25 protein-coding genes and 1 pseudogene are annotated in these 26,558 nt (G+C 71.4%); 18 read left to right on the top strand and 8 right to left on the bottom strand.

What is annotated here, in order from left to right; translation table 11 throughout:
• Positions 1–127 precede the first annotated feature (127 nt).
• A complete protein-coding gene (locus PV682_RS20650; protein WP_319731890.1) occupies positions 128–1,708 on the top strand; it encodes a GMC family oxidoreductase in 1,581 nt (526 codons plus the stop codon).
• A gap of 16 nt (positions 1,709–1,724) precedes the next feature.
• Here the strand turns inward: PV682_RS20650 and PV682_RS20655 are convergent, their stop codons facing one another.
• Complete coding sequence (locus tag PV682_RS20655; RefSeq protein ID WP_319731892.1) at positions 1,725–2,486, bottom strand: DeoR/GlpR family DNA-binding transcription regulator; 762 nt, start codon at positions 2,484–2,486, stop codon at positions 1,725–1,727.
• A gap of 90 nt (positions 2,487–2,576) precedes the next feature.
• Here PV682_RS20655 and PV682_RS20660 point away from each other — a divergent pair, with 90 nt between their 5' ends.
• From PV682_RS20660 to PV682_RS20670, 3 genes are all read left to right on the top strand, one after another.
• On the top strand, positions 2,577–3,794 hold the full coding sequence (locus tag PV682_RS20660) for an MFS transporter (protein WP_319731894.1): 1,218 nt from the start codon (positions 2,577–2,579) through the stop codon (positions 3,792–3,794).
• A 75-nt stretch (positions 3,795–3,869) separates the two neighbouring features.
• The gene (locus PV682_RS20665; protein ID WP_319731896.1) at positions 3,870–4,859 is read left to right on the top strand and encodes an LLM class flavin-dependent oxidoreductase; all 990 of its coding nucleotides are present in this window, start codon (positions 3,870–3,872) and stop codon (positions 4,857–4,859) included.
• Between the two features lie 29 nt (positions 4,860–4,888).
• Entirely contained in the window at positions 4,889–5,509 is a 621-nt protein-coding gene (locus PV682_RS20670; protein WP_319731898.1) for an HAD family hydrolase, read from the top strand.
• Positions 5,510–5,536: 27 nt separating this feature from the next.
• On the opposite strand, the pseudogene PV682_RS20675 reads toward PV682_RS20670, so the two are convergent.
• A pseudogene (locus tag PV682_RS20675) lies at positions 5,537–5,776 on the bottom strand (class II aldolase/adducin family protein); the annotation flags it as partial.
• 134 nt (positions 5,777–5,910) lie between these two features.
• On the opposite strand from PV682_RS20675, the gene PV682_RS20680 reads away from it, so the two are divergent.
• The 8 genes from PV682_RS20680 to PV682_RS20715 all read left to right on the top strand — a co-directional run bounded on the left by PV682_RS20680 (position 5,911) and on the right by PV682_RS20715 (position 13,759).
• Positions 5,911–6,336: an alpha/beta fold hydrolase gene (locus tag PV682_RS20680; RefSeq protein WP_407705709.1), complete on the top strand. Its 426-nt coding sequence runs from the start codon at positions 5,911–5,913 to the stop codon at positions 6,334–6,336.
• A 477-nt stretch (positions 6,337–6,813) separates the two neighbouring features.
• Positions 6,814–7,968 carry a MalY/PatB family protein gene (locus PV682_RS20685; protein ID WP_319731900.1) on the top strand — a complete coding sequence of 385 codons (1,155 nt, stop codon included), beginning with the start codon at positions 6,814–6,816 and terminating at the stop codon, positions 7,966–7,968.
• 171 nt (positions 7,969–8,139) lie between these two features.
• Entirely contained in the window at positions 8,140–8,748 is a 609-nt protein-coding gene (locus PV682_RS20690) for an RICIN domain-containing protein (protein WP_319731902.1), read from the top strand.
• Positions 8,749–8,848: 100 nt separating this feature from the next.
• Positions 8,849–9,733, top strand: coding sequence for a PLP-dependent cysteine synthase family protein (locus PV682_RS20695; RefSeq protein ID WP_319731904.1), 885 nt, complete (start codon positions 8,849–8,851; stop codon positions 9,731–9,733).
• Positions 9,730–10,452 (top strand): serine O-acetyltransferase, encoded by a 723-nt coding sequence (locus tag PV682_RS20700; protein ID WP_319731906.1) that lies wholly within the window; start codon positions 9,730–9,732, stop codon positions 10,450–10,452. The genes PV682_RS20695 and PV682_RS20700 overlap by 4 nt, the downstream gene beginning before the upstream one ends.
• Positions 10,430–11,581 (top strand): MalY/PatB family protein, encoded by a 1,152-nt coding sequence (locus PV682_RS20705; protein ID WP_319731908.1) that lies wholly within the window; start codon positions 10,430–10,432, stop codon positions 11,579–11,581. The genes PV682_RS20700 and PV682_RS20705 overlap by 23 nt, the downstream gene beginning before the upstream one ends.
• 4 nt (positions 11,582–11,585) lie before the next feature.
• Positions 11,586–12,278: an aspartate/glutamate racemase family protein gene (locus tag PV682_RS20710; RefSeq protein WP_319731910.1), complete on the top strand. Its 693-nt coding sequence runs from the start codon at positions 11,586–11,588 to the stop codon at positions 12,276–12,278.
• The gene (locus PV682_RS20715) at positions 12,275–13,759 is read left to right on the top strand and encodes a hypothetical protein (protein ID WP_319731912.1); all 1,485 of its coding nucleotides are present in this window, start codon (positions 12,275–12,277) and stop codon (positions 13,757–13,759) included. Before PV682_RS20710 ends, PV682_RS20715 begins: the two co-directional genes overlap by 4 nt.
• Before the next feature lie 11 nt (positions 13,760–13,770).
• On the opposite strand, the gene PV682_RS20720 is transcribed toward PV682_RS20715, so the two are convergent.
• From PV682_RS20720 to PV682_RS20730, 3 genes are all read right to left on the bottom strand, one after another.
• On the bottom strand, positions 13,771–16,413 hold the full coding sequence (locus PV682_RS20720) for a tetratricopeptide repeat protein (RefSeq protein WP_319731914.1): 2,643 nt from the start codon (positions 16,411–16,413) through the stop codon (positions 13,771–13,773).
• A gap of 170 nt (positions 16,414–16,583) precedes the next feature.
• Entirely contained in the window at positions 16,584–17,531 is a 948-nt protein-coding gene (locus PV682_RS20725) for an NmrA/HSCARG family protein (RefSeq protein WP_319731916.1), read from the bottom strand.
• A 116-nt stretch (positions 17,532–17,647) separates the two neighbouring features.
• Positions 17,648–17,998 (bottom strand): ArsR/SmtB family transcription factor, encoded by a 351-nt coding sequence (locus PV682_RS20730; RefSeq protein ID WP_055723790.1) that lies wholly within the window; start codon positions 17,996–17,998, stop codon positions 17,648–17,650.
• Between the two features lie 104 nt (positions 17,999–18,102).
• On the opposite strand from PV682_RS20730, the gene PV682_RS20735 reads away from it, so the two are divergent.
• On the top strand, positions 18,103–18,507 hold the full coding sequence (locus PV682_RS20735) for an ASCH domain-containing protein (protein WP_319731919.1): 405 nt from the start codon (positions 18,103–18,105) through the stop codon (positions 18,505–18,507).
• Positions 18,508–18,848: 341 nt separating this feature from the next.
• On the opposite strand, the gene PV682_RS20745 is transcribed toward PV682_RS20735, so the two are convergent.
• The gene (locus tag PV682_RS20745) at positions 18,849–19,523 is read right to left on the bottom strand and encodes a TetR/AcrR family transcriptional regulator (protein ID WP_319731921.1); all 675 of its coding nucleotides are present in this window, start codon (positions 19,521–19,523) and stop codon (positions 18,849–18,851) included.
• Between the two features lie 256 nt (positions 19,524–19,779).
• Here PV682_RS20745 and PV682_RS20750 point away from each other — a divergent pair, with 256 nt between their 5' ends.
• Together PV682_RS20750 and PV682_RS20755 are read left to right on the top strand one after the other, a co-directional pair.
• Positions 19,780–20,196 carry a hypothetical protein gene (locus tag PV682_RS20750; RefSeq protein ID WP_319731923.1) on the top strand — a complete coding sequence of 139 codons (417 nt, stop codon included), beginning with the start codon at positions 19,780–19,782 and terminating at the stop codon, positions 20,194–20,196.
• 284 nt (positions 20,197–20,480) lie between these two features.
• Positions 20,481–21,737, top strand: a complete 1,257-nt coding sequence (locus tag PV682_RS20755) for an FAD-dependent monooxygenase (RefSeq protein ID WP_319731925.1) — start codon at positions 20,481–20,483, stop codon at positions 21,735–21,737.
• A 313-nt stretch (positions 21,738–22,050) separates the two neighbouring features.
• Here the strand turns inward: PV682_RS20755 and PV682_RS20760 are convergent, their stop codons facing one another.
• A complete protein-coding gene (locus tag PV682_RS20760; protein WP_319731927.1) occupies positions 22,051–22,845 on the bottom strand; it encodes a maleylpyruvate isomerase family mycothiol-dependent enzyme in 795 nt (264 codons plus the stop codon).
• 331 nt (positions 22,846–23,176) lie between these two features.
• Positions 23,177–23,353: a hypothetical protein gene (locus tag PV682_RS20765; protein WP_319731929.1), complete on the bottom strand. Its 177-nt coding sequence runs from the start codon at positions 23,351–23,353 to the stop codon at positions 23,177–23,179.
• Between the two features lie 75 nt (positions 23,354–23,428).
• On the opposite strand from PV682_RS20765, the gene PV682_RS20770 reads away from it, so the two are divergent.
• Genes PV682_RS20770 through PV682_RS20780 form a run of 3 tightly spaced genes read left to right on the top strand, consistent with a single transcriptional unit; the run spans position 23,429 to position 26,469 of the window.
• On the top strand, positions 23,429–24,325 hold the full coding sequence (locus tag PV682_RS20770) for an alpha/beta fold hydrolase (RefSeq protein WP_319731931.1): 897 nt from the start codon (positions 23,429–23,431) through the stop codon (positions 24,323–24,325).
• A 45-nt stretch (positions 24,326–24,370) separates the two neighbouring features.
• Positions 24,371–25,420, top strand: coding sequence for an NAD(P)/FAD-dependent oxidoreductase (locus PV682_RS20775; RefSeq protein ID WP_319731933.1), 1,050 nt, complete (start codon positions 24,371–24,373; stop codon positions 25,418–25,420).
• Between the two features lie 44 nt (positions 25,421–25,464).
• Positions 25,465–26,469 (top strand): NmrA family NAD(P)-binding protein, encoded by a 1,005-nt coding sequence (locus PV682_RS20780; protein WP_319731935.1) that lies wholly within the window; start codon positions 25,465–25,467, stop codon positions 26,467–26,469.
• Positions 26,470–26,558: the final 89 nt, after the last annotated feature.

The following is a 26,558-nucleotide window of genomic DNA, read 5'->3' on the forward strand; positions in this document are numbered from 1 at the left end:
TGAACGGGGCTATCCAGGACGGCTCCGACGCCGTGATCACACCAGCCACACCAAGATCATCCCACCCGTGACCAGCAGTTACGGGACAAGCCTTAGCCTCTCCAGAAACCAGCTTCTTGGAGGCGAAATGGCCAGGGAATCGTACGACTACGTCGTCGTCGGGGCCGGGTCGGCCGGCTGTGCGGTCGCGGCCCGGCTGTCCGAGGATCCGGACGTCACGGTCGCGCTGATCGAGGCGGGACCCCCGGCCAGGGGCCGCCTGTTCGAGATCCCCGCCCTGTTCTCGCAGCAGCTCAAGACCGCGTTTGACTGGGACTTCGAGACGGAACCCGAGCCGCGGCTCGGCGGACGCCGCGCCTACCTGCCCCGCGGCCGGTCGGTCGGCGGCACCAGCTCGATGAACACGATGCTGTACGTCCGCGGCCACCGCTACGACTACGACACGTGGGAGCGGCTCGGCAACCCGGGCTGGGGGTACGACGACGTCCTGCCGTTCTTCAAGAAGTCCGAGGACAACGAGCGCGGGGCGGACGACTTCCACGGTGTTGGCGGCCCCCTCACGGTCAGCAACCCCAACTCCGTCCACCCGCTGCTGACGGCATGGGTCGAGGCGGCCCAGGACGCGGGCCACAAGTTCAACGCGGACTTCAACGGAGTCGAGCAGGAGGGCGTGGGCTACCACCAGGTCACGCAGCGGAACGGCCTCAGGTGCAGCAGCGCGATCGCGTTCCTGGAGCCGACCGCGGGCCGTCCGAACCTCACCGTGCTGCCCTCGACGACCGCTCTGCGGCTGAGCCTCGACGGCGCGCGGGCCACCGGCCTGGAGGTCGACCGGCTCGGGACCGTCCGGACGATCCACGCCGACCGGGAGATCGTGCTGTCCCTCGGCGCCTACAACTCGCCCCACCTGCTCCTCCAGTCCGGCGTCGGTCCGGCCGGCGAACTGGCCGCGGGCGGGATCACCCCGCTGCACGACCTGCCGGACGTGGGCCGGAACATGCAGGACCACACCGGGTGCTTCATCAGCTTCTTCAGCGACACCGAGCCGCTCCTGGGGCCGGACACCTCCGCGGAGGAACGGCTTCTGCGCGAGCGGGGCACCGGCCCGATGGCGTGGAACGAGACCGGCGGCTTCTTCAGCTCCGGCGACGACGTGCCCGCCCCGGACATCCAGGTGCACGCGGCGCTGGGCATCGTCCGCGACGAGGGTCTCGCCGCGCCGCTGGAGCCGGGCATGTCGTTCGGGCCTTACGTGGCGCGGCCCGCGAGCCGCGGCTCGGTGCGGCTGCGGCACTCCCACCCCTACGCCAAGCCGCGCATCTTCCACAACTACCTCGACGATCCCGACGACCGCCGAAGGCTGCGCGAGGGCGTCCGGCTGTGCATGCGCATCGCCCGTGAGCGGCGGCTGACGTCCCTGCTGCGGTCGGACCTGCGCGGGGCGGCCGAGGCCGGGCTCGCCCCCGTGTCGGACCGCGACCAGGACATCGACGAGTTCATCCGCACGCAGTCGTTCTCCTTCTACCACCCGTCGGGCACCTGCATGATGGGCAAGGTCGTGGACCACGAACTGCGGGTGCGCGGGCTGGAGAACGTCCGGGTGGCGGACACGTCGATCATGCCGGCCCTGGTCACGGGGAACACCAACGCTCCCGCGATCATGATCGGCGAGCGGGCCGCCGCGTTCATCCGGGCGTCCGCGGGCTGAGGCCCGGGACGCGAGGTCAGACGGTCCGGACGACGGTTCCGGCGGCTTCGAGCGCGGCGACCTCCTCGGCGGCGGCGGTGGTGTCCGTGACGAGGGTCTGCACGAGGTCGGCAGGGCCGACCCAGGCGTAGGCGGTGTGGCCGAGCTTGCTGCCGTCGGCGGCGGCGATCACACGGCGGGCGGAGGCCATGCCCGCCTTCTTCACCGCGGCGTCGTCGAGGTCGTAGGCGGTCAGGCCGTCGGCCGCGGTCAGCCCGCAGCAGCCGATGACCGCGGTGTCGAAGCGCAGGGCGGCCAGGGAGGCGAGGGTGAGGGGCCCGGTGAGGGCTCCCTCGGAGGTGCGGGGCTGTCCGCCGGGCACGACCAGGGTGGCCGGACCGGGTGTCTCGGCGAGCAGGTGGATGGCCTGGAGGGAGAGGGGCATCACGGTGACGGGCCGCTCGCGCAGGAGACGGGCGACCTCCAGGCAGGTGGTGCCGCTGTCCAGCAGGACGCTCTCGCCATCGGCGACCAGCGCCGAGATCTCGGCAGCGATCCGGCGTTTGGCCTCGACCGCCTCGTGGGCGCGCAGCGCGAAGGGGGGCTCCTCGCCCCGCAGCAGCAGGGTGCGGGCCCCGCCGCGGACGCGCTCCAGGACGCCCTGGGCGGCGAGGGTGTCGAGGTCCCGCCGGATGGTCATCTCGGAGGCACCGGTCAGTTCCGCCAGTTCCTGGACCGTGGCGCCTCCGGAGTCCCGGACGACCTTCGCGATCAGCCCGTGCCGGTCTGCGTAGCTCATACGGCGATTGAACACCATGAAGAAACGAACACGTGATGTGTTCATTTACTCGACTTTCAAACACAGCAAATGTTCGTTACGGTGTTCGGCATGGAACGTTCCCTGCGAGCCGCCCGTGTGGCGACCTACGTCTACTTCGTCCTGTGCGGCACCTTGATGGGCACCTGGGTGGTGCACATCCCGGCGGTCGAGGAGCGCGTCGGCATCAGCCACGCCGCGCTCGGCGGCCTGCTGGTGGTGCTCGGGGCCGGGGCCTTCGCGGGCATGCAGGTGGCCGGTCCCCTGACCGACCGCCTCGGCACCCGCACCGTGGTCCCGGCCGGGGGCGTCCTGTGCGGCGTGACCCTGTTCCTGCCCGGTCTGGCCCAGGACCCGTGGACGCTCGCCGCCGCGCTGCTGGTCTTCGGGTTCTGCAACGGCTGCCTGGACGTGAGCATGAACGCCCACGCCGTGCACGTGGAGAAGGCGTACGGCCGCCCCGTGATGTCCGGCTTCCATGCCACGTTCTCCGTCGGCGGTGTCCTCGCGGCGCTCGCCGGCGCGGGCGCGGCCGGCCTCGGCCTGCACCCGGCCGTGAGCATGGCCGCCATGGGAGCCGCGGGCGTCGTCGTCGCCCTGGCCTCGGCCCGCGCCCTGCTGCCCGCCGCCCGGAAGCCCGGCCGCAGGGCGGCGACCGACGGACGCCGCACCACCCCCGGCCGGGTCTGGCTGCTGGCCGGGCTGGCACTGATGGTCATGCTGTGCGAAGGCGCCGCCAACGACTGGAGCGCCCTGCACCTGAAGGACGTCATGGGCGCGCCCGCCACCACGGCCGCCTTCGCCTACGGCACCTTCGCCGCCGCCATGACCCTCGGCCGGCTGCTCGCCGACCGTCTCGTCCTGCGGTTCGGTGCGGTGGCGATCCTGCGGTACGGCGCGAGCGTGGCCGCCGTCGGCATCACCCTGGTGACCGTCGGCCCGTGGATGTGGGCCGTGTTCACCGGCTGGGCGCTGTTCGGCCTGGGCCTGTCCGGCTGCATCCCGCAGCTGTTCAGCGCGGCCGGGCACACCGACCCCTCCGCCGCCGGGGCCAACGTCTCCCGCGTGGCCGGGCTCGGCTACGTCGGCATGCTCGCCGGCCCCGCCGTGATCGGCTGGCTGACCCACCTCGTCTCCCTCGACCACTCCTTCGTCCTGCTGGCACTGCTGTGCGTGACCACCGCCGTGGGCGCCCGGGTCCTGCGCACCGACCCGGTCGTCGTCCGCCGGGGCGACAGGGCGGCGGCCGACGGCGCCCGCGAGCACGAGACGGCGGGCAACCCCCACTGACCGCTTGTGCGGCACGGTCCCTGACAACCGTGCCGCACAAGCACTCCCCCACCCGGCCGACCGAAAGAGCCCCCGATGTCCGAGTCCCCCGCACACCCCGCACACGGCGGCGTCGGTGTCATGCTTCCGCTCGATCTCCCGGTGGCCGAGGTGCTGCCCTACGTCCGGCGCGCCGAGGAACTGGGCTTCGACCAGGTCTGGGTCGTGGAGGACCTCGGCTGGCGCGGCGGCGTCGCCCAGGCCGCCACCGTCCTGGCGTCCACCACGAACCTCACCGTCGGGATCGGCATCATGCCCGCCGGCGCCCGCAACGTGGCCTTCGCCGCGATGGAACTGGCCACCCTCGCCCAGCTCCACCCCGGCCGGGTCATCGCCGGGATCGGCCACGGCATGCCCGCCTGGATGCGCCAGGCCGGCGCCTGGCCCGCCAGCCCGCTGACCCTGATCAAGGAGTACGCGAGGGCGCTGCGCCTGCTCGTCGCCGGTGAGCCCGGCCCCGAGAACGGCCGGTACGTACGCTGCGAGGGCGTCGTCCTCACCGAGATCCCGGACATCGTCCCGCCGGTGATCCTGGGCGTCCGCGGCCCCAAGTCGCAGGCGGTCGCGGGCGAGGCCGCCGACGGACTCCTGCTGGCCGAGCCGGCCGCCCCCGGGTACATCACCGCGTCCCTGCGCAACCTCGGCCCCGCCGCCGGGAACGCTCCGGAGATCGTCGTCTACGACGCCGCCGCCGTGGACGACGACGAGGACGCGGCCCTGACCCGGGTCCGCGCGGCCCTGGAATCGGTGGGCGAGCCGCAGTGGGCCGCGCACATCGACCCGCTGCCGTTCGCCGAGGAGCTGCACGCGCACCGCGCCGCCAGCCCCGACGGCCGGCACTTCGCGCGGACGATGCCCGCCGAGTGGGTCCGGGCGCTGAGCATCGCCGGCACCCCCGACCAGGCCCGTGCGGCGATCGACGCCCGCCACGCGGCCGGCGCGACCAGCGTCGTCCTCGCGCCGGCGGGCCCCGGCCGACTGGCCGCCCTGGACTCGCTGGCCCGCGCCCTCCCCCACCGGCACTGACCGCACACCCCGAGCCCCCGAGGATCCGCATGTCCACCGACCGCCGCAGCATCGTGCTCTTCGACCTCTTCGGGGTCATAGCCCGTCACCAGCGCCCGGGCGCCCTGGAGAAGATGGCCGCCCGCTGCCGCACCTCCGCCGACGCCTTCGCCACGGCCTACTGGACCCACCGCCCGCCCTACGACGCCGGCCGGCACACCGCGTCCGCGTACTGGACCGACGTCCTGCACGCGCTGTCCCGCCCCGCCGACGCGGACACGATCGAGGAGCTGCGGCTCACCGACATCGACAGCTGGTCCCGTGTCGACGAGAGCATGATCACGTACGTGCTCGGGCTGCGGGAGCGCGCCCGGGTCGCGCTGCTGTCCAACATCCCCGCCGACCACGCGGACGCCTTCCTCGCCGCCCAGCCCTGGCTGAACGACCTCGACCACGTGGCCTTCTCCGGCCGGATCGGCGCGGCCAAGCCCGACCCGGCCGCCTTCCAGTACTGCGTCGTCGCGCTTCAGTCCGCGCCGGCCGACTTCCTCTTCGTCGACGACCGCGAGGAGAACGTCCGCGCGGCTCGGGCGGTCGGCCTGAACGGGCACGTCTTCCGCGGCCGGGACGGACTCGCGGAGGTCGTCGACCCCTGGCTGCGCACCCGCTGAGGACGGGTACCGCCGGGCCGAGCTCGCGCCCGGGCTGAGGGTGTGCGGGGCGATGTCGGCCGCGGCCCCGCGGATGATCGCGTGCTCCAAGGACTTGCGGGCGGTGGCCCCCCAGGTGAACGGCCCGTGGTTCGCCACCAGCGCGGCCGGGACCCCGACCGCCCGCTGGTCGTCCTCCTCCAGGAAGTCCACGATGACGCGCCCGGTGTTGGGCTCGTAGTCCTTCGCGCACTGCTCCGCGGTCAGGTCCGGGGTGAGGGGCGCAGGTGGCCCCCAGCGACCTCGCCGTCCGGCAGCCGGACCGTCAACCAGGCCTTCGAGGACGGGGGGACGTGTGATCGCCATCGACATGCCCGGCTGGGGCAAGAGCGACACCGCCGTGCCGGGCGACCGGCGACCACGTGGAGGCGCTGGAACTGGCGATGGACGCGCTCGGACTGGACCAGGTCGCCATCGTCGGCAATTCGCTGGGCGGAAGGACGGCGCTCCGGTTCACGGCGCACCATGCGATGGTCGCGGCGTTCGCGTACGACCCGGCGCTCACCGAGGACGCCGGCCTCGCCCGCCCCGACCACCTGGAGAACATGAGGCTCACGCTGTCCACCGGGGATCTCAACGGCCCGCCGCTGCTGGCCGAACTCACCGTGCCCACGCTGATCGTGCAGGGGCGCAACGACCGCGCCGTCCACTTCGAGAACGCGCTGCGGCTGATGTTGATGATCCCGTCCTCCCGGCTGTACCTCATCAACAACTGCGGCCACTGGGCCCAGATGGAACACGCCGAGGAGTTCAACCGCGTCGTGCACGAGTTCATCTCGGCACACTGACCCCCTCGGAGCGGGCGGCGTCCTGGCACCGACTGAGCGGGGGAAGGAAATCTGCGAAGCGACCGGACGGGCCGTCGAACCACCGGGACGCCGAGACGCTGCGGATGCGGCTGAAGCCGAGGGTGCGGACGAAGACGATGAGTCACCCCGCACAGTGCATGAATCCCATGCAGGATTGCCGGTTCAGGGCAACGGGCAGGTCGGCATCCTCGGTGACAGCAACGATTTCCCGCTCGATGCGGGTGCACGGGCGGCCGAGCGATGCCGGGCCTCGGCGAGCAACTGGCCGGCGACTCACGCCTTGGCGAACCGCACGGCCCCGCGAGAGAGTCCCGGTCGGTCGACGCGTGGGGGGTGGCTGGCCCCTACGCGCCTCCCGCTGGCCATGGCCCCCTTCGTCCTTTCCGCACCGGCTGCCTGCGGGCTCGGCGTGAAAGGGACGGGTGATCCGTCCCGCCTCTCGCCTAGCTTGGCTGCATGGAGAACACGAACCCTCTGCGGCAGGTCCCCCTCGGCCGGCTCCGGCGTCGTACGAGCATGAAGTGGCGGACGTATCCGCGGGACGTCCTGCCGATGTGGGTCGCGGAGATGGACGTCGATCTGGCGGAGCCGGTCGCGCGGGCGCTCACGGACGCGGTCGCGCTCGGCGACACCGGGTACCCGGTGGGGACGGCGTACGCCGAGGCGCTGGCCGGGTTCGCGGGCAAGCGGTGGGGGTGGGAGGGGCTCGCGGTGGAGCGTACGGCGATCGTGCCGGACGTGATGCTGGGCGTCGTCGAGATGCTGAAGCTGGTGTCGGACCCCGGGGACTCCGTCGTCGTCAACTCCCCTGTGTACACACCGTTCTACCAGTTCCTCGGCAACATGGACCGGACGGTCGTCGAGGCCCCGCTCAGCGCGGACGACCGCCTGGATCTCGCCGTTCTGGAGGAGACGTTCGCACGGCTCGCGGCAGAGGGCGGCCGGCCCGCGTATCTGCTGTGCAGCCCGCACAACCCGACGGGTACGTTGCACACGGCCGAGGAGCTGACGGCGGTGGCGGCGCTGGCGTCGCGGTACGGCGTGCGGGTCGTGGCGGACGAGATCCACGCGCCGGTCGTCGCGGCGGGCGCGGCGTTCGTGCCGTACCTCGGTGTGCCCGGCGCGGAGAGCGGGCTGTCGCTGATGTCCGCGTCGAAGGCGTGGAACCTCGCCGGGCTCAAGGCGGCCATCGCCGTCGCGGGACCCGGCGCGGGGGACGATCTCGCGCGGCTCCCGGAGGAGGTCGGCCACGGCCCCAGTCACCTCGGCGTCATCGCGCACACCGCCGCGCTGCGGGACGGCGGGGAGTGGCTCGACGCGGTCCTCGCGGGGCTCGACGAGAACCGGCGCCTCCTCGCCGGGCTCCTGGCACGGCACCTTCCCGCCGTGCGGTACACCCCGGCGCAGGCGACGTACCTGGCCTGGCTGGACTGCCGCGCGCTGGGCCTCGGCGACGACCCGGCGGACGTCTTCCTCCGGCGCGGGCGGGTGGCCCTCAACTCCGGCCCCGCCTTCGGCACCGGGGGCGCCGGCTTCGTGCGGATGAACCTGGCGACGTCCCCGGAGAACGTGGCGGAGGGGGTGCGGAGGATGGCGGCGGCGCTCGACTGACCGGCGGGACGGGTGAGGCCGGCGGGGCCGGCGTTCCCCACCGGACGCACCGGAAACACACAGGCTTGGCCTGTTCGCGCGTGCCGCGTGCTCGTCCCGCTGTGCTGAGGTGACCCCCGTACGGGATTCGACTTGTGCGACATGGACCGACCCCAGCGACAAGGAGAGCACATGCCCCGCACCGGACGCTGGGCCGCGGTGACCGCCGCGGCCTTCGCCACCGCTCTGGCCTTCACGCCCTCGGCGAACGCCGCCACCCCCTCGACGAGCGCGGCGCCCCCGTCCCAGCCCGTCCACTGGACCGCTCCCGCCCCGGGCCTGGCCGCACCGGCCCTGAAGAAGGTCCTCGACCTGCCCGTGCGCATCACCAACGACTTCGCGAACCGCCCCACCACCCAGTGCCTGGACGTCGACGCGAACGGCGGCGGCAACGGCACGATCGTCCAGGTCTGGCAGTGCAACGGCACGACCCAGCAGCGCTGGTACCTGTGGAACAACGGCGCGCTGGAGAGCTACCGCTTCCCCGGCAAGTGCCTGGACGCCGACACCAACGGCGGCGGCGCCAACGGCACCAAGGTCCAGATCTGGGACTGCAACAACACCTCGCAGCAGAGCTGGTCCCACCCGGCCGGCGACCGCGCGATCTACAACGCCCGCTTCTACGGCGGCGGCAACATCGTCCTGGACCGCGACGCCAACGTCTGGGGCAACGGCGCCCGCGTCCAGCTCTGGCAGAAGAACTTCCAGTCCCAGCAGTGGTGGGACGTCTGGGCGGACTGACGGGTCCGGGAGGGAGGGCGGAATTCCGGTGCGCCTGAGCGGAATGGCGGGCCGCCCTTCCTCCCTTGATGGTTACCATGCGTAGTACTACGCTCTGTTCATGTCGGACACCATTCTTCCCACACCACTGCTGGAAGTACTTCCGAACACTTTCCTGAAGTGCGAGTTCCTGCATCCCGGCCGGAGCCATAAAGCGCGAGTGGCGCGTGCGCTGATCGAGGACGCCGAGCGGCGTGGGGTGATCGTACGCGGTGGTGGGACGGCGCTCGTCGAGCGGACCGGTGGAAATCTGGGGATCGGTCTCGCGCTGGAGGCACGATTACGGGGCCATGAACTCGTCCTGGTCACCGACCCGGGATATTCGAGGATCAAGAAAGAGATCGCGGGCCGGCTGGGTGCGAAAGTGGTGGACCGGGGGATCAGCCATCCGGACTGCGCGGACAATGAGGCGGCCGTCCAGTCGATCCTGCGCGCGGCTCCCGGGCGTTTCCACTATCTGAACCAGTTCGGAAATCCGGCGAATCCCGCCGCTCATGAGCAGGGGACGGGGGCGGAGATCCTGGCGCAGCTGATCGGCCGCGGGCATGGGCGTGACACGCGGGTGACGCTGGTCAGCGGGCTCGGCACGGGCGCGACCGCGCGGGGTGTCTCGTCGGCCCTGCGGCAGTGGTTCCGGGAGGTGGAGGTGGTCGGGGTGGAGCCACCGGACTGCGATCTGCTGGCCGACCGGCACGGCGAGCACGGCCTCCAGGGGTTCTCGGTGGGGCAGCCGGCGCCCTTCTTCCCGAGCGGGGAGCTGGCCGCAGTCGTCCCCGTCACGGACGGGGAGGTGGCGGCGGCCGGGACGAGGCTGTTCGAGGAGCACCGGGTGTTCGTCGGCCCCAGCAGCCACGCCAATTTCGCGGCCGTGCTCAAGAGCCGCCCGGCGTCGCCGGGGAACGTCCTGGTCTCCTTTCTCTACGACCGCGGGGAGGACTACGAGTGAAGGACACCGTGCCGGTGCGCAGGGTCGAGGCGGACGTCAGGCGGATCCTGCGCCGGGTGGGCGGGGATCTCGCGCGCGGCGGGCTGACGCCGGGGGCGGCGCAGGAGCTGACGGCCGACGTCCCGCTGCGGGTGCTGGAGGATCTGTACGCGCTCGTGGCCAGGGATCCGGCGGCGAGGTCGAGCCCGGTGTACGCGTACGAGAGCTATCTGAGTTTCCGCGCGCTGCTGGCACACCGGGTGGCTCACGAGTTGCACCGGTTCGCGGTGGCCCTGGCGCAGGACGGGGGTGTCCTGGTCGCCGCGCGGCGTATCGCGGAGTGGGCGAAGCGGGAGAGCGGGGTGGAGATCCATCCCGCGGCGGTGATCGGCAGCCGTGCGGTCATCGACCACGGTTACGGGACGGTCATCGGGGAGCAGGTGCGGATCGGCAGCGACTGCTACCTGTTGCAGAACGTCGTGCTCGGCAGCCGGGCGATCAGGAGCGGTCCGGCGCAGTGGGTGGGCCGGCGTCATCCGCGGATCGGGGACCGCGTGGAGTTCGCCGGGAACGTGTCCGTGTTCGGGCCGGTGACCATCGGGGACGACTGCCGGATCGAGTCGGGTGCGCGGGTCACCACCGATGTGCCCGCCGGGTCGCGGGTGCGGGTCGTGTCGGTGCTCCAGGTGACGCATCGCGGGGTGCGGGGTGCGGAACATGCCGCTGATCGCGCTCACTGACGACGAGTTGCGGGCGGGGCGCGGGCTGAAGTGGGGGCGCGCCCCGGACGGGGTGATACCGGCGGACGTCGCCGAGCTGGACTTCGCGGTGGCGCCGCCGATCCGGGCGGTGCTGTCGGCGGCGGTGGACCGGTCCGGTTTCGGCTATCCGGACTACACGGGCGGGGCTCCGGTGCGGCTGGCGGAGGTGTTCGCCGAGCGGACGCGGCGTCTTGCGGGGTGGTCGCCGGATCCGGGACGGGTCGAGGTGTGCGCCCAGGTGGCGCAGGCGCTGTGCTGCGCGGTGCTGGCCTTCACCCGTCCGGGTGACGAGGTCCTGGTGCACAGCCCGACGTATCCGCCGTTCCTGGAGGCGATCCGGTCGCTGGGGCGCCGTGCGCTGCTGCTGCCGGTGGGGGAGGCCGGCGGGGACGGGTGGGCGGCGGTGGAGTCGGCCGCGCGGCTGCGGCTCGTCGTGCTGTGCCAGCCGCACAATCCGACGGGCCGGGTCTTCGGCCGGGCCGAGCTGGAGAGGCTGGCCGATCTGGCGGTGCGCAGGAACGCGGTGGTGTTCGCCGACGAAATCCACGCGGAGATCGTCTATCCGGAATCGGAATTCCTGTCGATCGCTTCCGTACGGAATGCCGCCGAACGTACGATCGTCTTCACCTCCGCCGCGAAGAGTTTCAATGTCGCCGGGTTGCGCTGCGCCGTCGGCCACTTCGGCAGTGACGAGCTGCGCATCCGGTTCCAGAGACTGCCGTGGCACCTGCGCAGCGGGGCGAGCGTGCTGGGTATCGCGGCCACGATCACGGCGTGGGAAGCGTGTGACGACTGGCTGGATCAATTGAAGGCACAATTGGCCATCAATCGAACCAGAGTGACGGAATTCATGTCGGATTTCGCACAGATTCGGTACACGCAGCCGTCCGCCACCTACCTTTGCTGGATGGATCTGGGAACCGTTCTCGGTTCCGGCGCACACCATCTCCTGGCAAAGTCGGCAAAGATCTCCCTCCAGCCTGGTAGCGTTTTCGGCGCCTCGTTGGAGAGTTTTGTCCGATTCAATTTCGGCACGTCCGAGGCACGCCTCGATTCACTGCTGGAAAGATTTGGCCGCGCGCTGGAGTCGTGCGGTGGGAAAGGGTGAGGGAATGAAGGTCATCGGTCTCCTCGGCGGTATGAGCTGGGAGTCGACGGCGTACTACTACCAGGAGCTCAACCGGGGAGTCCGGGAGCGCCTGGGCGGTCTGCACTCCGCTCCGTGCGTGGTGCACTCCGTCGACTTCGCCGAGATCGAGAAGATGCAGGCCGACGGCGACTGGGCGGGGGCCGGGAAGTATCTGGCCCAGCGCGCCCACCAGTTGGAGCTCGCCGGCGCGCAGTGCGTCCTGATCTGCACGAACACGATGCACCGTGTCTACGACGCCGTCCAGGAGGGGCTGGGCGTGCCCGTGCTGCACCTCGCGGACGGGACGGCGGACGCGCTGGAGCGGGCGGGTGTGGAGCGGGTCGCGCTGCTGGGTACGCGTTACACGATGGAGCAGGACTTCTACCGGGACCGGCTCACGGCCCGCGGACTGAAGGTCCTGGTGCCGGAGCCGGAGGGCCGCGACAGCGTCCACCGGATCATCTACGAGGAACTGTGTCTCGGCCAGGTCCTCGACTCCTCCCGGGACACCTACGTCCGGATCATCGAGTCCCTGAAGGCCCGCGGGGCCGAGGCCGTCATCTTCGGCTGCACCGAGATCGGGCTGCTCCTCGACGAGGAGACGAGTCCGCTCCCGGTCTTCGACACCACTCTCATCCACGTGCGGTCGGCGCTGGACTGGGCACTGCGGCCGTGACCGCGCGGGCTCGCACGGAGTCCCTCGACCGGCTGGACGCCACCCTCAGGTCCCGGACCGGTCTGCGGCTGCGCCTCGTGTGCCCCTCACAGGAGTTCAGCGCGCGGGAGATGTCCTTCGGCTCGGGCCGCTGGCTGTCGTCCTCCCGCGGGCTGTGGGAGTCGCTGCGGGTGGCCGGCGAGTCCGATCTCGCCGTCGTCATGCTCCAGGCACCGGCGGTCGGCGCGGAGGTCGAGAACTATCTCCTGGACCTCGTGCCGGCGGGCCCGGCAGCCGCCGCGGACCGCCGGGCCCGGCATGCCCTGATCGAGATCGACGACGACGGCGAGCGGCACCTCAGCGAGAAGGTCCTCGGCGACCCGCACCTGCTGCGGCGGCTGGCCCGCACCGTGGCGCTGGCGCGCCGTGCCGGACACACCGTGGAGGGCCTCGCGTGCTTCGCCTCCAGTGCCCGGATGGCCTCCCTCGCACACGCCCTGGACACCGAACTCCTCGAAGCCGACACGCGGTTGCTCGGCTGGGGACACAAGTCGGGCAGCCGCCGGCTGTTCCGGGCGGCGGCCGTACCGCACCTGCCGGGCTCCTACCTGCCCGACCACGACGTGGCCTCCCTCGCGGCCCGGCTCGCGGGACTGGTCCGCGTCCACGGCCCCGGGCGGTGGGTCGTCAAGCTCGACCACGGTTTCGGCTCCGGGCACGGCAACGCCGTGGTCGCCGTCGACGACGACCGCCCCCACGCCGTCGAGCGGGACCTGCGGGCCACGCTGCGTCCGATGGGCGCGGGCGTGCGGCGTACGGAGTTCCTCGGCCGGGTCGGCGAGGTGGGTGCCGTCGTCGAACGGCACGCGGGGGACGGGCTCGCCCACCCGAGCGCGCTGGCCCACCTGGGCCGGGACTCCCGCGTGGAGCTGCTCGGCGCGCACGACCAGCTCGTGGGAACCGCGGGCGATTTCCTCGGCTGCCGCTATCCGGCGCGGGCCGGTTACCGCGACGCGGTCGAGCGCGAGTCCCTCAAGGTCTTCACCGCGCTCACCGCGCTGGGCGCCTCGGGCCACGCCGGCGTCGACTTCCTCGCGACCCGCACGGCGCTGTACGCCACCGAGGTCAACCTCCGGCAGACCGGCAGCACCCACCCCCACCGCACGGTGCGCGCGGTCCTGCCGCTCGACCCGTGTACGCCGGGCCGGCTGGTGAGCCGTGACGGCCGCGCCGTGTGCTTCCACGCGACCGACAGCGTCCTGTCCCCGTCCTGCCGGGGCGTGCCGACCGCGTCCTTGCTGGCGGCGTTGCGCGCGTCCCCGCGGCTGCGGCTGGACCGCGAGGCGGTGCGGGGTGTCGTGCCTCATCTGTGGCCCGCGCTGGGGCGGTTCGGGAAGATGGGGGTCACCGCCGTCGGGCGGTCGGCGCAGGAGTGCGAGGAGTCGGTGCGCGCGTTCGGTGAACTCCTGGACTCGCTGGGCGAGCCGGGCGCCGGTGCCTGACGCCCCGCCCCTCACGCGCGTCGTCCGCCCCTGCGCAGCATCTCCCGCGCGCGCAGCGTCCGGGGGTGGTCTGCGCCCAGCACCCTGGTGAACCCGTCGAGCACGGCCCGCAGTTCGGCCTGTGCCTCGGCGACCGAGCCCAGGCAGTACAGCGCCGCCGCGTGGTTCGAGCGGGCGTTCAGCGCCGAGGGGTGCGACGGTCCCCGGCGGCGCGCGAACCCCTCCAGCGCCGCCCGGAGTTCGGGTTCGGCCTCGGTGTACCGGCGCAGGCCGAGCAGGACGACGCCGAGGTTTCCCCGGCTGCTCAGGGTCGAGGAGTGGTCGGGGCCGAGCACCCGTCCGAACCCCTCCAGGACGACCCGCTGTTCGGCCTCCGCCTGGAGCGTCTTGTCCTGTGCCAGCAGCAGCGCGGCGAGGTAGTTGCGGCTGGTCAGCGTCGACGGGTGGTCGGGTCCCAGCAGTCTCACGAACGCCTCCAGCACGGACCGGTGCTCCTTCTCCGCCTCCGCCGTCCGTCCCAGGGTCTGGAGCACGACGGCGAGGTTGCTGCGGCTGATCAGCGTCGAGGGATGGTCGGGTCCCAGGATCCGGGCGAAGTCGTCGACGACGGCCCGGTGTTCGCGCTCCGCCTCGACGACCTTGCCCCGGGCGTGCAGGACGACCGCGAGGTTCTCCCGGCAGGTGAGGGTCGAGGGGTGGTCGGGGCCCAGGACGCGCGCGTACCCCTCGTACACGGAGCGGTGCATCCGCTCGGCCTCGCCGAGCCGTTCGACGGCGTGCAGGACCAGGGTGGGGCTGCCCCGGCTGGTGAGGGCGTCGGGGTGGTCGGGGTCGAAGACCCTGGTGCTGGTGTCGAGGACGGCGTGGTGTTCGGCCTCGGCGTCCTCCAGCCGGCCGAGGGAGCGCAGGACGGCGGCGGTGTTCGGGGTCGCGTCCGCCTCGCCGAGCAGCCGCTCGTAGGCCGCCAGTACGGCGCAGTGCTCCGCCTCGGCCTCGGCGACCTGGCCGAGGTCGTGCAGGACGAAGGCGTGGTTGTTGCGGTTGGTGAGCGTCGCGGGGTGGTTCTCCCCCAGGTCGCGCATACGGGCCTCGCTGACGATGCGGTGCTGTGCCTCCGCCTCCTCCAGCCGGTCCAGGTCCCGCAGGGCGAGGGCGAGGTTGTTGCGGCTGACCAGCGTCGCGGGGTCGTCGGGCCCCAGGACCCGCACCCGGGCCTCCAGGACCGCCCGGTGCTCGGCCTCGGCCTCCCGCAGCCGGCCCAGCACCCGCAGGACCGCGGCGTGATGGCCCCGGCTGGTCAGGGTGTCCGGATCGTCCTCCCCCAGCGAGCCGATCCGCGCGTCACGGACCGCTTCGTACGCGCTCAGCGCGATGACGTACCGGCCGTGCGCGCGGGCGATCGTACCGATGCGCATCGCGTCGGCGGCGTCCGCGAAGCCCAGTGCCGCGGTCAGGACGGTGTCGGAGACCGGCGAGGTCGTCTCGTCGACGAGGTAGTCGTACACGTCGAACGTGTCCGGGCCGAGCGGGGTGAGCAGCGCCGTCGTGGTGCGCACGTCGGTCGCCCACTGCCACGCCTGGGCCACGGGCTCACCGGGGTACGGCGTCCCGCCGCGCTGGGGCAGGTAGTGGACGGCGAGTTCCTCCAGCGCGGCGCGGGGCAGCGCGGCGGTGACGCCGGCCCTGCGGCAGTCCACCGCGGCCGAGACCAGGGCCGCGCCCCGCACGTGGTCCCCGCCGTCCCGGGCGGCGTGCCACAGGTGCAGCAGTTCAGGACCCGCCGAGAGGTACTCCGCTATGCCGAACCGGTCGGCGTGGTCCAGGGCAGCGCCGATGCGGGGGTCCCAGGTGCGGGTCGCGGCCCGGTCGCGCTCCGCCGCCGAGAACATCCGGGGCAGGTCGATGCGGTGTGCCAGCGCCAGCGCGTCGAGGACCTCCCGGTTGAGGGGGCGTGAGCCGTTGTCCGTGCGCAGGTACGTGTCCAGTTCGGACGCCCTGATCGTGGCCAGGACGACCCGGTGCTGGCCCTTCGTGTCGAGGAACCGGGTGAGCAGGTTCCTCGACAGGCCGCCGTCCCCGAGGAACCGCTCCAGGTCGTCCAGCCACAGCACCGCACGCGGCCTGCCTTCCGTCCGCTCGATCGCGTACGGCAGCGCCGTGCGGGTCTGCGGCGCGATCAGCGTGTGCTGCGGCAGCGTCGCCGTGAGCCCCTCGTAGGCGGCCCTCGACTTGCCCGCCGTCGAATCCCCGACGATCAGCACGAACGCCCCGGCCGCCGCGAGATGTTCACGCAGTTCGTCGTCGATGTCCCGGGGCACGTACGGCGGTTGGCTCGTCGTCGTACGGCTCGTGCTGCGCCGTGCCGCGTGCACCCCGAGCAGCCGCGCGTCGGCCACGGCGCGGACGACGGGAAGTTCCCCGCCCGTCGTCAGGCAGCCGTCCCGGACGAACGCCGCGGTCTCGCGGTCCTTCTGGAACCGCTGGAGCAGGCCGTCCTTCCAGAAGCCCACGAAGACGGCCGCGACGGCCGCCAGTCCGACCGCGCTGGCGGCCATCGCCGGCGACGTGAGTTTCGCCGCGGCGAGGATGCCGGGCAACGCCACCACGACGGCCGCGCCTGTCGCCAGCAGCACCGGCCTGATCTGCCTCGCCATGATCCCCCGCACCGGAAATGGGCGACGACTTCGGATACATCCGACTAAAACACCGCCCGACTTTCCTGGCCAGGGCTTCGCGGGAGCACTATTGACTTTTCCTGGAACTCCTGAAACGCCTTGCTCGTACGGTCACATGAGAGGGGGGAGAAGCCCCGGAAGATGACACGTCACCCACTGAACTTGCCCGCGTTCTCCGCCAGCCACGCGTCGAAGCTCCGCAGCTCCGGGTTGATCTCCCGCAGCCGGGCCAGATCGCGCGCGCCCGTGAACTCGCGGTCGAAGTCGCCGTAGTACTGGAACATGTTGCCGATCTCGTCCCCGGCGGGGATGCCGAGGGAGCGGAAGACGTCGTACGGCACCGGCTGGAACCGCACCGGCTCGCCGTACACGGTGGACAGCTTCTCGGCGTACTGGGCGCCCGTGAGGTGGTCGCCCGCGAGGCCGATGGTCTCGCCGATGTACTGTTCGCCGCCCTTGAGCAGGGCGAACGCGGTGCGGCCGATGTCCTCGACGTCGACGCCGGACAGGAGCTTGCCGTCCTCCAGCGGGAGGCTCAGGGTGAGGACGCCGTCGTCGCCGCGCTGGGGCGCGAAGGGACCGAGGAAGCCCTGGAAGTAGTACGTGGTGTTGAGGAAGGTCGTCGGCACGCCCGCCTCGGTGAAGAGCCGGTTGCCCGCGCCCTTCGCGTCGAAGTGCGGGACGTTGTAGGAACCCTGGAGGACCGGCATCCGTTCGTCCGTCAGCGGCAGCAGTTCGCGGGTGTCCTCCAGCGTCGACCAGACGACGTGCCGCAGCCCCGCGGCCCGCGCGGACCGGGCCAGCACCTCGATCTCGGCGGTCTCCTTCTCCGCCGACATGTGCGCCCAGAAGTTGGTGACGAGGAACGCGCCGTACGCGCCCTCGAACGCCGCGCGGACGCTCGCCTCGTCGGTGAAGTCCGCCCGTACGACCTCGGCGCCGAGCCCGGCGAGTTCCCTGGCGGCGGGCGCTTCGGGGTCGCGGGTCAGCGCGCGGACGGTGAAGCCGGACTCCGGGTCCGCGAGGACCGCGCGGGCGAAGCCGCCGCCCTGTGCGCCCGTGGCTCCGGCGACCGCGATGACCTTGTTGCCGTTCATGGTGCTCCTCCGAAAGGTCGTTGTTGACGCTTCAACCAGAAGCCTAGGACCCTCAAGATGACGCGTCAACCACATCGCGGGCATGAAGAAGCCACCGACACCCGTTCGGGCCGGCCTCAGCGGTTGCGGGACGCCCCCGGAAGCGGCGCCCGGAGATCCGCGAGAAGCTCCGCCTGCCCCGCGAGGACACCGGAGAGAATCTCGCGGGCGACCCGCAGCAGCTCGGCGATACGCGGGTCCGTCAGCGAGTAATGGACGGTCGACCCCTCTTTGCGGGTCACCACGAGGTTCGCCCGCCGCAACACCGCGAGCTGCTGGGACAGATGCGCGGGCTCGATCCCGACCTCGGGAAGCATCTCCGCGACCGAGTGCTCACGCTCACTGAGCAGTTCGAGCACACGGATACGGGCGGGATGCCCGAGCGTCTTGAAGAACTCGGCCTTCAGCTGGTACAGCGGCGTACTCACCGGCCCGCCACCTCTCGCATCCACCCGTTCGCCACGAACATGCATGGTAACAACCTTGACGGCTGCCGAATCCGGCGAACGCCGACGGCGAGAGGAGATCACCGATGACATGGCCACGGGTCGACGGGATGCGGACACTGGAGCTGGGCACCCCGGGCGACATGCGGGTCTGGCTCAACTCCCTGGCCCTGTCCGGCCGCAAGACCACGACGACCGGCCTCTTCGACGACTACGCCAAGGAGGACGAGCCCCTGGAGACCACCGGCGAGCGCCTCGCCCTCGTCGACACCGACGGCCGCCCGGTCGGCACGGTCGAGATCACGTCCGTGGCCGTCATGCCCTTCGCCGAGGTCCCCTGGGAACACGCCGCCGCCGAGGGCGAGGGCGACGCCGACCTGGCGGCGTGGCGGGCGGGGCACCGCGACTACTGGGAACGGGCCGGTACGCCCGTCGACGACGAGACGCTCGTCGTGTGCCCGGCCTTCCGGCTGGTGAACGCCACTCCCTGAGACTCACGGCCGCCTCCAGACGCCCTCCGCCCGCCGCATACGCGGAGGATCTGACGCGAGCCGAACCGGGAGGGACATGCGGTGGCCCCTTGCACCGTCGAGCGCCTGATGCGCGAGCTCGGCGTCCAGGGTGCGGCGCGCGGCCCCGATCACCGCCGTGCGGCAGTGTCCATGCCCGGGCCATCCACGAACTCCGCACCGAACTGGACCGGCTGGAAGTGTCCTGGCGGTTCACCTCGGCGTCGGGGTACGCCGCCGGCTTCCCCCGCAGTCCGGCGGAGTCATCGCCGCAGCGGAGGAAGTTGACGACGATACGGCCGACGCGTGAGACGGTCGCCGTGTCACGCGGGCGTCTCCGGCGGGGCCGTGTCGCTGGACGGCTCGGCGCCTTCGCGGCGGTGGCGCGGGCGGGGCAGCAAGGCGAAGGCGCTCTCCGCTATCGAGGTCAGGCGGTCGGGGCTGTGGCCGTACGCGCCTACGACGTCGGTGCCGCGGATGATGGTCAGCAGAAGGTAGGCGAGGTCGTCGGGGTCCGCGTCGGGGTCGATGTCGCCGTTGCGCTGCGCCGCTCGCACGCACTCGGCCACCGCTGTCCGGACCACGGAGAAGCAGTCGCCGGCCAGGCGTTGCACCTCGGCGTCGGAGGCGCCGATCTCCAGGGCCATCTTGGCGGCGAAGCAGGCCGCCGCCGTCCGGTCGGAGGCGGGGGGCATGTCGGCGGCGAGCGGTACTCCGTGGACGGCGCGGAGCAAGTACGCGTGCAGTCGTTCCAGGGCGCCCTCGTCCGGTCCGGCGAGCGCGTTCCGCGGCCCCTGCGACAGCCGGGTGAAGTAGCCGGCCATCGCCTCCAGCAGCACGCCGTGCTTGCCGTCGAACGCGGCATAGAGGCTGCCGCGGCCCAGGCCGGTGGCGGCGCTGATGTCGTCGACGCTCGTGCCGTTGTAGCCCGAGGCGCGGAACTGCCGCTCGGCGGCATGCAGGACGTGGTCGCGGTCGAAGCTTCGTGGTCTGGCCATACATCGACGGTAAAGCCGACCCATCGCATTTGACAACTCAGTACAGAACTATCTAGGTTCCTGACTGTTCAGTCCATAACCGTCCTGAGCTCGCCGGGCAGGCTCGGTTCGGACTGGCTGATGACGTTCAGGGCGTCGCGCGCAGCTCGACGCAAGAGTGAGCCAGCCGATGAAAGCTGCTTCAGAAGCAATCCTTCGGAGGGCCTCATGACCGCGGTCAGTACGGACAACGCCGCACCGGAAGGCACGAGATCCCGTGATTGCTGCTGAAGAGACGTTCGACGGCACGTTGCCGTATCCCGCCCGCTTCAACGGGGCGGCCGGCTTCCGCCGGCACTACGTCGACGTCGGCAAGAGCGAGACACCGCAGGACCGCACGTACGACGCGAACGAACACATTGCGTTCGAGCAGATCCTCGGAAACGCGGGTCGCACCATCGCCCACCTGCTGATCGACCTGCACCATGCCGCCCGACCCGAGATCGCCACGCCGACCTGGATCCGCGCGTACTCCAGCCCCTTCCCCCGGCAGGTCCTGGAGGGCCCGCAGGGCACCGCGCTGCTGCCCGAGTACGTGATCCCGTCGTTCAGGCTCAGCCACCCCGACGCACCCGTGGTCGAGGTCCCGGGCGCCGGCCACTTCCCGACCGAGGACGCTCCCGGCACTCCTTGAGCTGTTCCTCCAGACGACGTCCGGCGCGCGTACCTACCCCAACGCCTTCCGAAGCAGCTCCGCGATCTCGGCCCGTCACCCGCTCGCCTCACCTTCAGCGGTGAGGAAACCCATCAGATTCCCCGCCTGGAAACTGATCAGTTCTCAGACGGTTTTCAGTCATGCCCAGCAAGCAAGCGGCAGGAGCGTCGCGCCGAGGGCAACGCCACCCTCCTCGACTTCCCCGCCCGCCTCGCCGACTCCACAGCCTCGGCTTCCTGAACGGCCGACCCACCCCCCACCAGATGGAGGACACGACAATGCCGGAGCACAATCCCATGGACAAGAACACGACATCGCGACAGCGGGCCCTGGTGGTCGGCCTCGGGATCAGCGGGGCCGCCTCCGCACTGCGGCTGCATCGCGCGGGCTGGGACGTCGTGGTGCTGGAGAAGGCCCCCGAGCGGCGCCGCGGCGGATACTTCCTCGCCCTGTTCGGGGCCGGGCTCGCCGCCGCCGAACGGCTGGGCTTCGCCGATGCGGTGCCGAATCGCATCGCTCCGGAAAGCGTGAGCTACGACGTCGCCCGCACGGGCCGGCGCCGCCGCGGTGTGAGCTACGCCGATGTGTTCGGCGGATCTCGGCTGGTGGTGCGGGGCGACATCGAAGACGCGGCCTTCACCGCCCTGCCCGACGAGGTCGAGATCCGGTACTCGACCGTGCCGGTCGCGCTGGACCAGTTCCCCGACGGGGTGGACGTCGAGATCCGCGACCTCACGACGGAGGCGAGGACCATCGAACGGTTCGACCTGGTGGTCGGGGCGGACGGACTGCGCTCGACGGTGCGCCGGCTCGCGTTCGAGCCCGAGCAGAGCCCGATCCGTCGGCTGAACTACATGATCGCCGTGTACAGCCTGCCCGAGCCGATACCCGGCTACCGCCCGCAGGACGGGCTGGTCATGGCCGAGGCGGGCCGGTCGGTGTGGGTGTTCCCGTTCGCCGACCGTCTGCCGACGGTGATGTTCTCCTACCGCACCGACAACGTGGACGCCGAGTTCACCCGGCCGGCCATCGACTCGCTGCGCGCCGCCTACGGCCCCGAGCCCACCGGCTCCACGCTCGGTTGGCTGCTCGACCAGTTCGAGAAGGCCCCGGACCACCTGTTCGACTCCGCCGAGCAGGTGCACCTCGACCACTGGCACCGCGGCCGAGTCGTGCTCGTCGGCGACGCCGCGTGGTGCCTGACCGTCTACTCCGCCATGGGGGCATCCACCGGCATGGCCGGGGCGGACCTGCTCGGCACCATGCTGGAACGCCACCCCCACGACGTGCCACGAGCGCTGCAGGACTGGGAGGACCACCTGCGCCCGTTCATCACCCACCATCTCGGCAACGCTGTGAGCCAGCGCAGCTTCTTCACCCCGGGCAACCGCGCCGAGTTGCTGCTTCGGTCCGCGATGGTCCGCCTCGCCCGGCTGCCGATCGCCGGCCGGCTGCTCGCCAGGACGAGGACCAACAGCGCGCGGATGAAAAGCCTGGACATCGCCGCCATCGCAGCGTGAGTGGAGTTCCTCGAATACGAGCGGGAGAACGAGGTCGCCCGGGCCCGCAACGTCGTCCGCGTCGAGGGTGGCGACTACCGAGGCCTGCCGCACGGGCTGCACGTGATCCCGGCCGGGACGGCGAGTCGGGGACGTGACCCGGTGGTGTGCACGCAGAGAGCGCCTTCCCCCGTGAGACGGCAGAAGCCTTGGACAAGCCCTGTCGTCCCAGGTCAGAAGGCACTCTCTCGTTGTCGCCAATGATCCGGACACGCGCCCGGGTGAAACGCGCGGGCCAGGGCGTGTTCCCGTGCCCGTTGCCTTGCCGCCGGGCTCAGAAGCCGGGGAAGACCCTGCGCAGGTCGTCGAGGGTGACGGTGTCGCCGGTGAGGGTCACGGAGGACGGGGTGTGGGCGGGGGCGTGCCGGCCGGTGACGAGTCGCAGCCACCACTCGGCGGGGGCCGTCAGCACGGCGTCGGCGTTCTCGGGTTCGCCGGTGAGCGCGACCGTCTCGCCGACCGAGAGACCGAAGGCGCGCTCGGGTGCGGTGGTGTGCACCGCGACGGCGACGGGGCGGTTCTCCAGGGCGTCCGCCTTGCCGAGGAAGCCCAGCAGCAGGCCGGCCTGGTCGAGGAGCGGCCCGGTCGTGGCGGACGCCAGGGGCGTCGACGGGTCGAAGGCCACCTCGACGTCCCACGAGTGGTGGGCGACCTCGCTGAGCCGGAGCCCCGCCGCGGTCGCGACGTCCACCGGCGCGGGCAGGAAGCCGAGGTCGATCCGCAGGTCGCTGCGGGTCCCCGCGTCGAGGCCCTCGTAGCGTTCGACCAGCGCCTGGTCGGCGGTGACGAAGCCTTCGGCGCGCTCGGCCGGGGTCATCGCGTCCCAGCGGGCCCACACCGACTTGTTGAAGTCGCCGTCGGGGGCACCCGTACCGCCCGTCGCGCCCTCCAGTGCGGCCAGGCCTATTTCGGCGCCGCTGCCCAGATGGCTGAGCACCTGGGAGACGTCCCACTGCGACGCGCCGGACGGGCGGGTGAGATCGGCGGCGGTGAGTCCGTGCACCACGGCGGCGAGGTGGTCGTGCCCGCTGCGCAGGGCGTCGATGATGCGGTCTGTGGCTTCGGTCATGTTGTTCTCCCCAATGGAGGCGATCTGATTCGGTGTTGTCGTCACACGATTGTCGGTGTCACACGGCGGTCTGGTACGAGCGCTTGGAGAAGCCGACCGGGTACCCCTTGCCGGTGGTCCGCACCGACCGGTCGGGGTGCGCGGCGGTGCACAGGGTGATGAACGGCGGGATGGAGTGGTCGAGCCCTCGGCCGGCGTGCTGGTGAACCGGTTCGCCGTCCGGCGCGGTTCCGGCGAGAGGCTGCCGCGGCCCAGGTCGCCATACACCGACGGTAAAGCCGACCCACCGTATTTGACAACCCAGTACAGAACCATCTAGGTTTCTGACTGTTCAGTACACAACGGTCCTGAACTGCCCGGACAGGCTGCGTGCGCACTTCGCGACGGCGAGTTTCACCGCCGTACCGGATCTGCACATCACGAACGTCGGGCTGTCCTGCATCTGCCGCGGTGTCCACGAGTCCTCGCTGTCGAACCTGAGCTGGGTGCTCAGCGCGTACGCGATCACCTGCGCCGCTTACTTGCTACTTGGTCCGAGCTTGCCGGACCAAGATGCCGCGAAGGCGGCTTGGAGGGTGAAGTCATGACACAGGTGCCCCAGGCGGCCGACCGTGTCCGTCATCGGACGGTTCAGGCAGGCGGAGTGGAGGTTCCGGTCCTTGAGGCCGGCAGCGGGCCGCTCGTCGTGTGCCTCCATGGGTTTCCCGATCATGCCGCCAGCTGGACAGGGATCCTTGAGCGCCTTGCGCGGGAGGGGTACTGGGCGGTCGCGCCCGCACAGCGCGGATACTGGCCCGGCGGCGCGGCCCCCGACGGCTCCTACCGCATCACCGCGACCGGCCAGGACGTCCTGACCCTGATCGAAGCGCTCGGGCGTGAGCAGGCGGATCTCATCGGCCACGACTTCGGAGCCGCGGCGGCGTACGCGGCTGCGTGCCTCGACGCGAGGCGTGTCCGCAAGCTGGTCACCATGGCGGGGCCCCATGGCCGTCAGACGATGACCGCGTGGGTCAATGACGGTGACCAGCAGCGACGCAGCTGGTACATGTTCTTCTTCCAGACAGCCCTGGCGGAGGCGGCCATCGAGCTCGACGACTTCGCCTTCATCGACCGGCTCTGGCGGGAGTGGTCGCCCGGCTATGAGCTGCCGGACGCGGAGCGGGCCGCGCTCAAGGAAACCCTGGGTGCTCCCGGAGTCCTGACCGAGATCCTGGGCTATTACCGCCAGTTGTTCACGCCGCCGCCCGCGGACGAGGCGGCCCGAGCCCTGGAAGCCCGGGCGTTCGGTGCCATCACCGTCCCGTCGCTCTACCTCCACGGGGCCGACGACAACTGCTTTTCCGTGACGGTGAGCGACGGCATGGACGACCTGTTCACGAACGGCTTCGAACGCGTCGTCATACCCGGCGCGGGGCACTTCCCGCATGTCGAACAGCCCAAGACGGTCGCCGACCACATCCTGGACTTCCTGAACCGCTGACCTCCCCCCTTCCGACCACCCAGAACTCGAAAGGTCGACCGAACCATGACTGACAAGGAAAGGCAGGAGGCCACGGCTGTGACGACTCCTCCGTACGAGAGCGACGCGCTGGCCGAGGGCACCGTCGACGCGGTGGTGATCGGCGGTGGCGCCGCGGGGCTGAACGGTGCGCTGATCCTCGCCCGCTCCCGCCGCTCGGTCGTCGTGATCGACAGCGGCTCCCCGCGCAACGCGCCCGCCGAGGCCGTGCACGGCCTCCTCGCCCTGGACGGCACCCCGCCGTCCGAGATCCTCCGGCGGGGCCGGGAGCAGGTGCGCCAGTACGGCGGACGTGTCGTGCACGGCGAGGTCGTCTCGGCCGAGCCCGCCGCCCCGTCGGCGGACGGGGACCTGCGGTTCACCGTCACCCTCGCCGACGGCCGCGGCATCACCGCCCGCCGCGTCCTGGTGGCCACCGGCCTGAAGGACGTGCTGCCGGAGGTGCCCGGGCTCGCCGAGCACTGGGGGCACAGCGTGCTGCACTGCCCGTACTGCCACGGCTGGGAGGTGCGCGACGAGTCCATCGGCGTCCTCGCCACCGGACCGGTCTCCATCATCCACGCGTATCTGTTCCGTCAGCTGACCGAGGACCTGACCTACTTCACCCACGGCACCGACCTCGACGAGGACAGCCGCGCCCGCTTCGCCGCCCGCGGCATCCGCGTCGTCGACACCCCGGTCACCGAGGTCGTCGACGACGAGGGCGGTGCCCTCGCCGGGGTGCGCCTGGCCGACGGCCAGGTCGTGGCCCGCCGCGTCATCGCGGTCGCCGCGCCGATGCAGGCCCGCACCCAGGGCCTGGAAGGCCTGGGCCTGCCGGTGCTGGACCTGCCGAAGGGCCGCGGTTTCGCCTCCGGCACGGACGGCACCACCGAGGTGCCGGGCGTGTGGGTGGCCGGCAACGTCACCGATCTGGTCGCCCAGGTCGGGGCCTCCGCGGCGGCCGGCGCACTCGCCGGCGCCGACATCAACAGGACGCTGGCCATCGCGGACGCCGAAGCCGCCCTCCAGACGATCGCCGGCAAAAGCCCGCAAGGGGTCACCGGACGGTCTTGAAGCCCGGAGATCTCGACCCACCCCACCAGACGGAGGACACAACAATGACGGAACGCAATCCCATTCTGATCACCGGCGCCGGCGGCCAGATCGGTGGCGTGAGCAGGCTGATGGTCGACATGCTGCTCGAACAGGGCCACCCGGTGCGCGCGTTCGTGCGACGGGACGACGAGCGCGCGCAGTCGCTGCGCGAGGCCGGGGCCGAGGTCTTCGTCGGCGACCTGCTCAAATTCGCGGACGTGGCCGCCGCACTGAAGGGTGTCAAGCGCGTCTACTTCAGCATGAGCCTGTCGCCGTACTACGCCGATGCCCTCACCCTGATGGCCGCGGCGGCGCGAGCCCAGGGCGACATCGAGGCCTTCGTGCACATGTCGGACTACGAGCAGGTGTACATGACGCTCGAGAAGATGACCACACCGGACGAGGAGCGGCGTTCCTGGCTCGGCGGACTGGCCACGGACTGGTCACCGCAGCAGCGGGCGCACTGGGTCTGCGAGCAGGTGCTGGACTGGTCCGGCCTCCCGGCCGTCAACGTGCGTGCGACCCTGTTCGTCGAGAACGCCATGATCACCTGGATGCAACAGGGCCCGCTGAGCAACGGTGAACTGCGCCTGCCCTTCGGCGACCAGCGGCTCGCGCCCATCGCCGCTCACGACGTGGCGGAGGTGTGCGTGAAGATACTGGTCGACCCCGCACCGCACATCTCGAAGTCCTACGAGCTCACCGGTCCTGAGCTGAAGGACATGTACGGGTTCGCTGAGGACTACGCAGCCGCGCTGGGACGCCAGGTCGCCTACATCCCCGAGGAATTGGAGGCCTGGCACGAGGCCTTCGTGGACGAGACCTTCCTGCGGGAAGCCCTGGGCGACTCTGCGGCCCAGCACGTGGCGGAGCACATGAAGACCCTGACCAGGCTGGTCGCCGGCGGGCGGTACGACGTCGTCACCGACCAACTGGAAACCCTGCTCGGGCGCCCGCCGCGGACCATGCGGTGGGCGTTGCAGAACAACGCTCACATGCGCGAGCTGGCGGTTGCCCCGAACCACTGAGCGCTCCGGAGCAGAACACGAGGTGGGGCGGGCCCGCGTGAGGCAGCGGCCACCGGGGCGTGGAACGAGGGCTTCGGCTCGGCGTGACA

Source organism: Streptomyces niveiscabiei, assembly GCF_033794345.1.
GTDB classification, from domain to species: Bacteria; Actinomycetota; Actinomycetes; order Streptomycetales; family Streptomycetaceae; genus Streptomyces; species Streptomyces niveiscabiei.

Excerpts from the sequence above, each read along its gene's own strand:
- PV682_RS20780 (WP_319731935.1), top strand. The coding sequence starts at position 25,465 with ATGACGGAACGCAATCCCATTCTGATCACCGGCGCCGGCGGCCAGATC.
- PV682_RS20760 (WP_319731927.1), bottom strand. The coding sequence starts at position 22,845 with ATGACCGAAGCCACAGACCGCATCATCGACGCCCTGCGCAGCGGGCAC.
- PV682_RS20710 (WP_319731910.1), top strand. The coding sequence starts at position 11,586 with ATGAAGGTCATCGGTCTCCTCGGCGGTATGAGCTGGGAGTCGACGGCG.
- PV682_RS20705 (WP_319731908.1), top strand. The coding sequence starts at position 10,430 with ATGCCGCTGATCGCGCTCACTGACGACGAGTTGCGGGCGGGGCGCGGG.
- PV682_RS20695 (WP_319731904.1), top strand. The coding sequence starts at position 8,849 with ATGTCGGACACCATTCTTCCCACACCACTGCTGGAAGTACTTCCGAAC.
- PV682_RS20665 (WP_319731896.1), top strand. The coding sequence starts at position 3,870 with ATGTCCGAGTCCCCCGCACACCCCGCACACGGCGGCGTCGGTGTCATG.
- PV682_RS20660 (WP_319731894.1), top strand. The coding sequence starts at position 2,577 with ATGGAACGTTCCCTGCGAGCCGCCCGTGTGGCGACCTACGTCTACTTC.
- PV682_RS20670 (WP_319731898.1), top strand. The coding sequence starts at position 4,889 with ATGTCCACCGACCGCCGCAGCATCGTGCTCTTCGACCTCTTCGGGGTC.
- PV682_RS20775 (WP_319731933.1), top strand. The coding sequence starts at position 24,371 with ATGACTGACAAGGAAAGGCAGGAGGCCACGGCTGTGACGACTCCTCCG.
- PV682_RS20655 (WP_319731892.1), bottom strand. The coding sequence starts at position 2,486 with ATGAGCTACGCAGACCGGCACGGGCTGATCGCGAAGGTCGTCCGGGAC.
- PV682_RS20770 (WP_319731931.1), top strand. The coding sequence starts at position 23,429 with ATGACACAGGTGCCCCAGGCGGCCGACCGTGTCCGTCATCGGACGGTT.
- PV682_RS20720 (WP_319731914.1), bottom strand. The coding sequence starts at position 16,413 with ATGGCGAGGCAGATCAGGCCGGTGCTGCTGGCGACAGGCGCGGCCGTC.
- PV682_RS20745 (WP_319731921.1), bottom strand. The coding sequence starts at position 19,523 with ATGGCCAGACCACGAAGCTTCGACCGCGACCACGTCCTGCATGCCGCC.
- PV682_RS20725 (WP_319731916.1), bottom strand. The coding sequence starts at position 17,531 with ATGAACGGCAACAAGGTCATCGCGGTCGCCGGAGCCACGGGCGCACAG.
- PV682_RS20685 (WP_319731900.1), top strand. The coding sequence starts at position 6,814 with ATGGAGAACACGAACCCTCTGCGGCAGGTCCCCCTCGGCCGGCTCCGG.
- PV682_RS20755 (WP_319731925.1), top strand. The coding sequence starts at position 20,481 with ATGGAGGACACGACAATGCCGGAGCACAATCCCATGGACAAGAACACG.
- PV682_RS20650 (WP_319731890.1), top strand. The coding sequence starts at position 128 with ATGGCCAGGGAATCGTACGACTACGTCGTCGTCGGGGCCGGGTCGGCC.
- PV682_RS20735 (WP_319731919.1), top strand. The coding sequence starts at position 18,103 with ATGACATGGCCACGGGTCGACGGGATGCGGACACTGGAGCTGGGCACC.
- PV682_RS20690 (WP_319731902.1), top strand. The coding sequence starts at position 8,140 with ATGCCCCGCACCGGACGCTGGGCCGCGGTGACCGCCGCGGCCTTCGCC.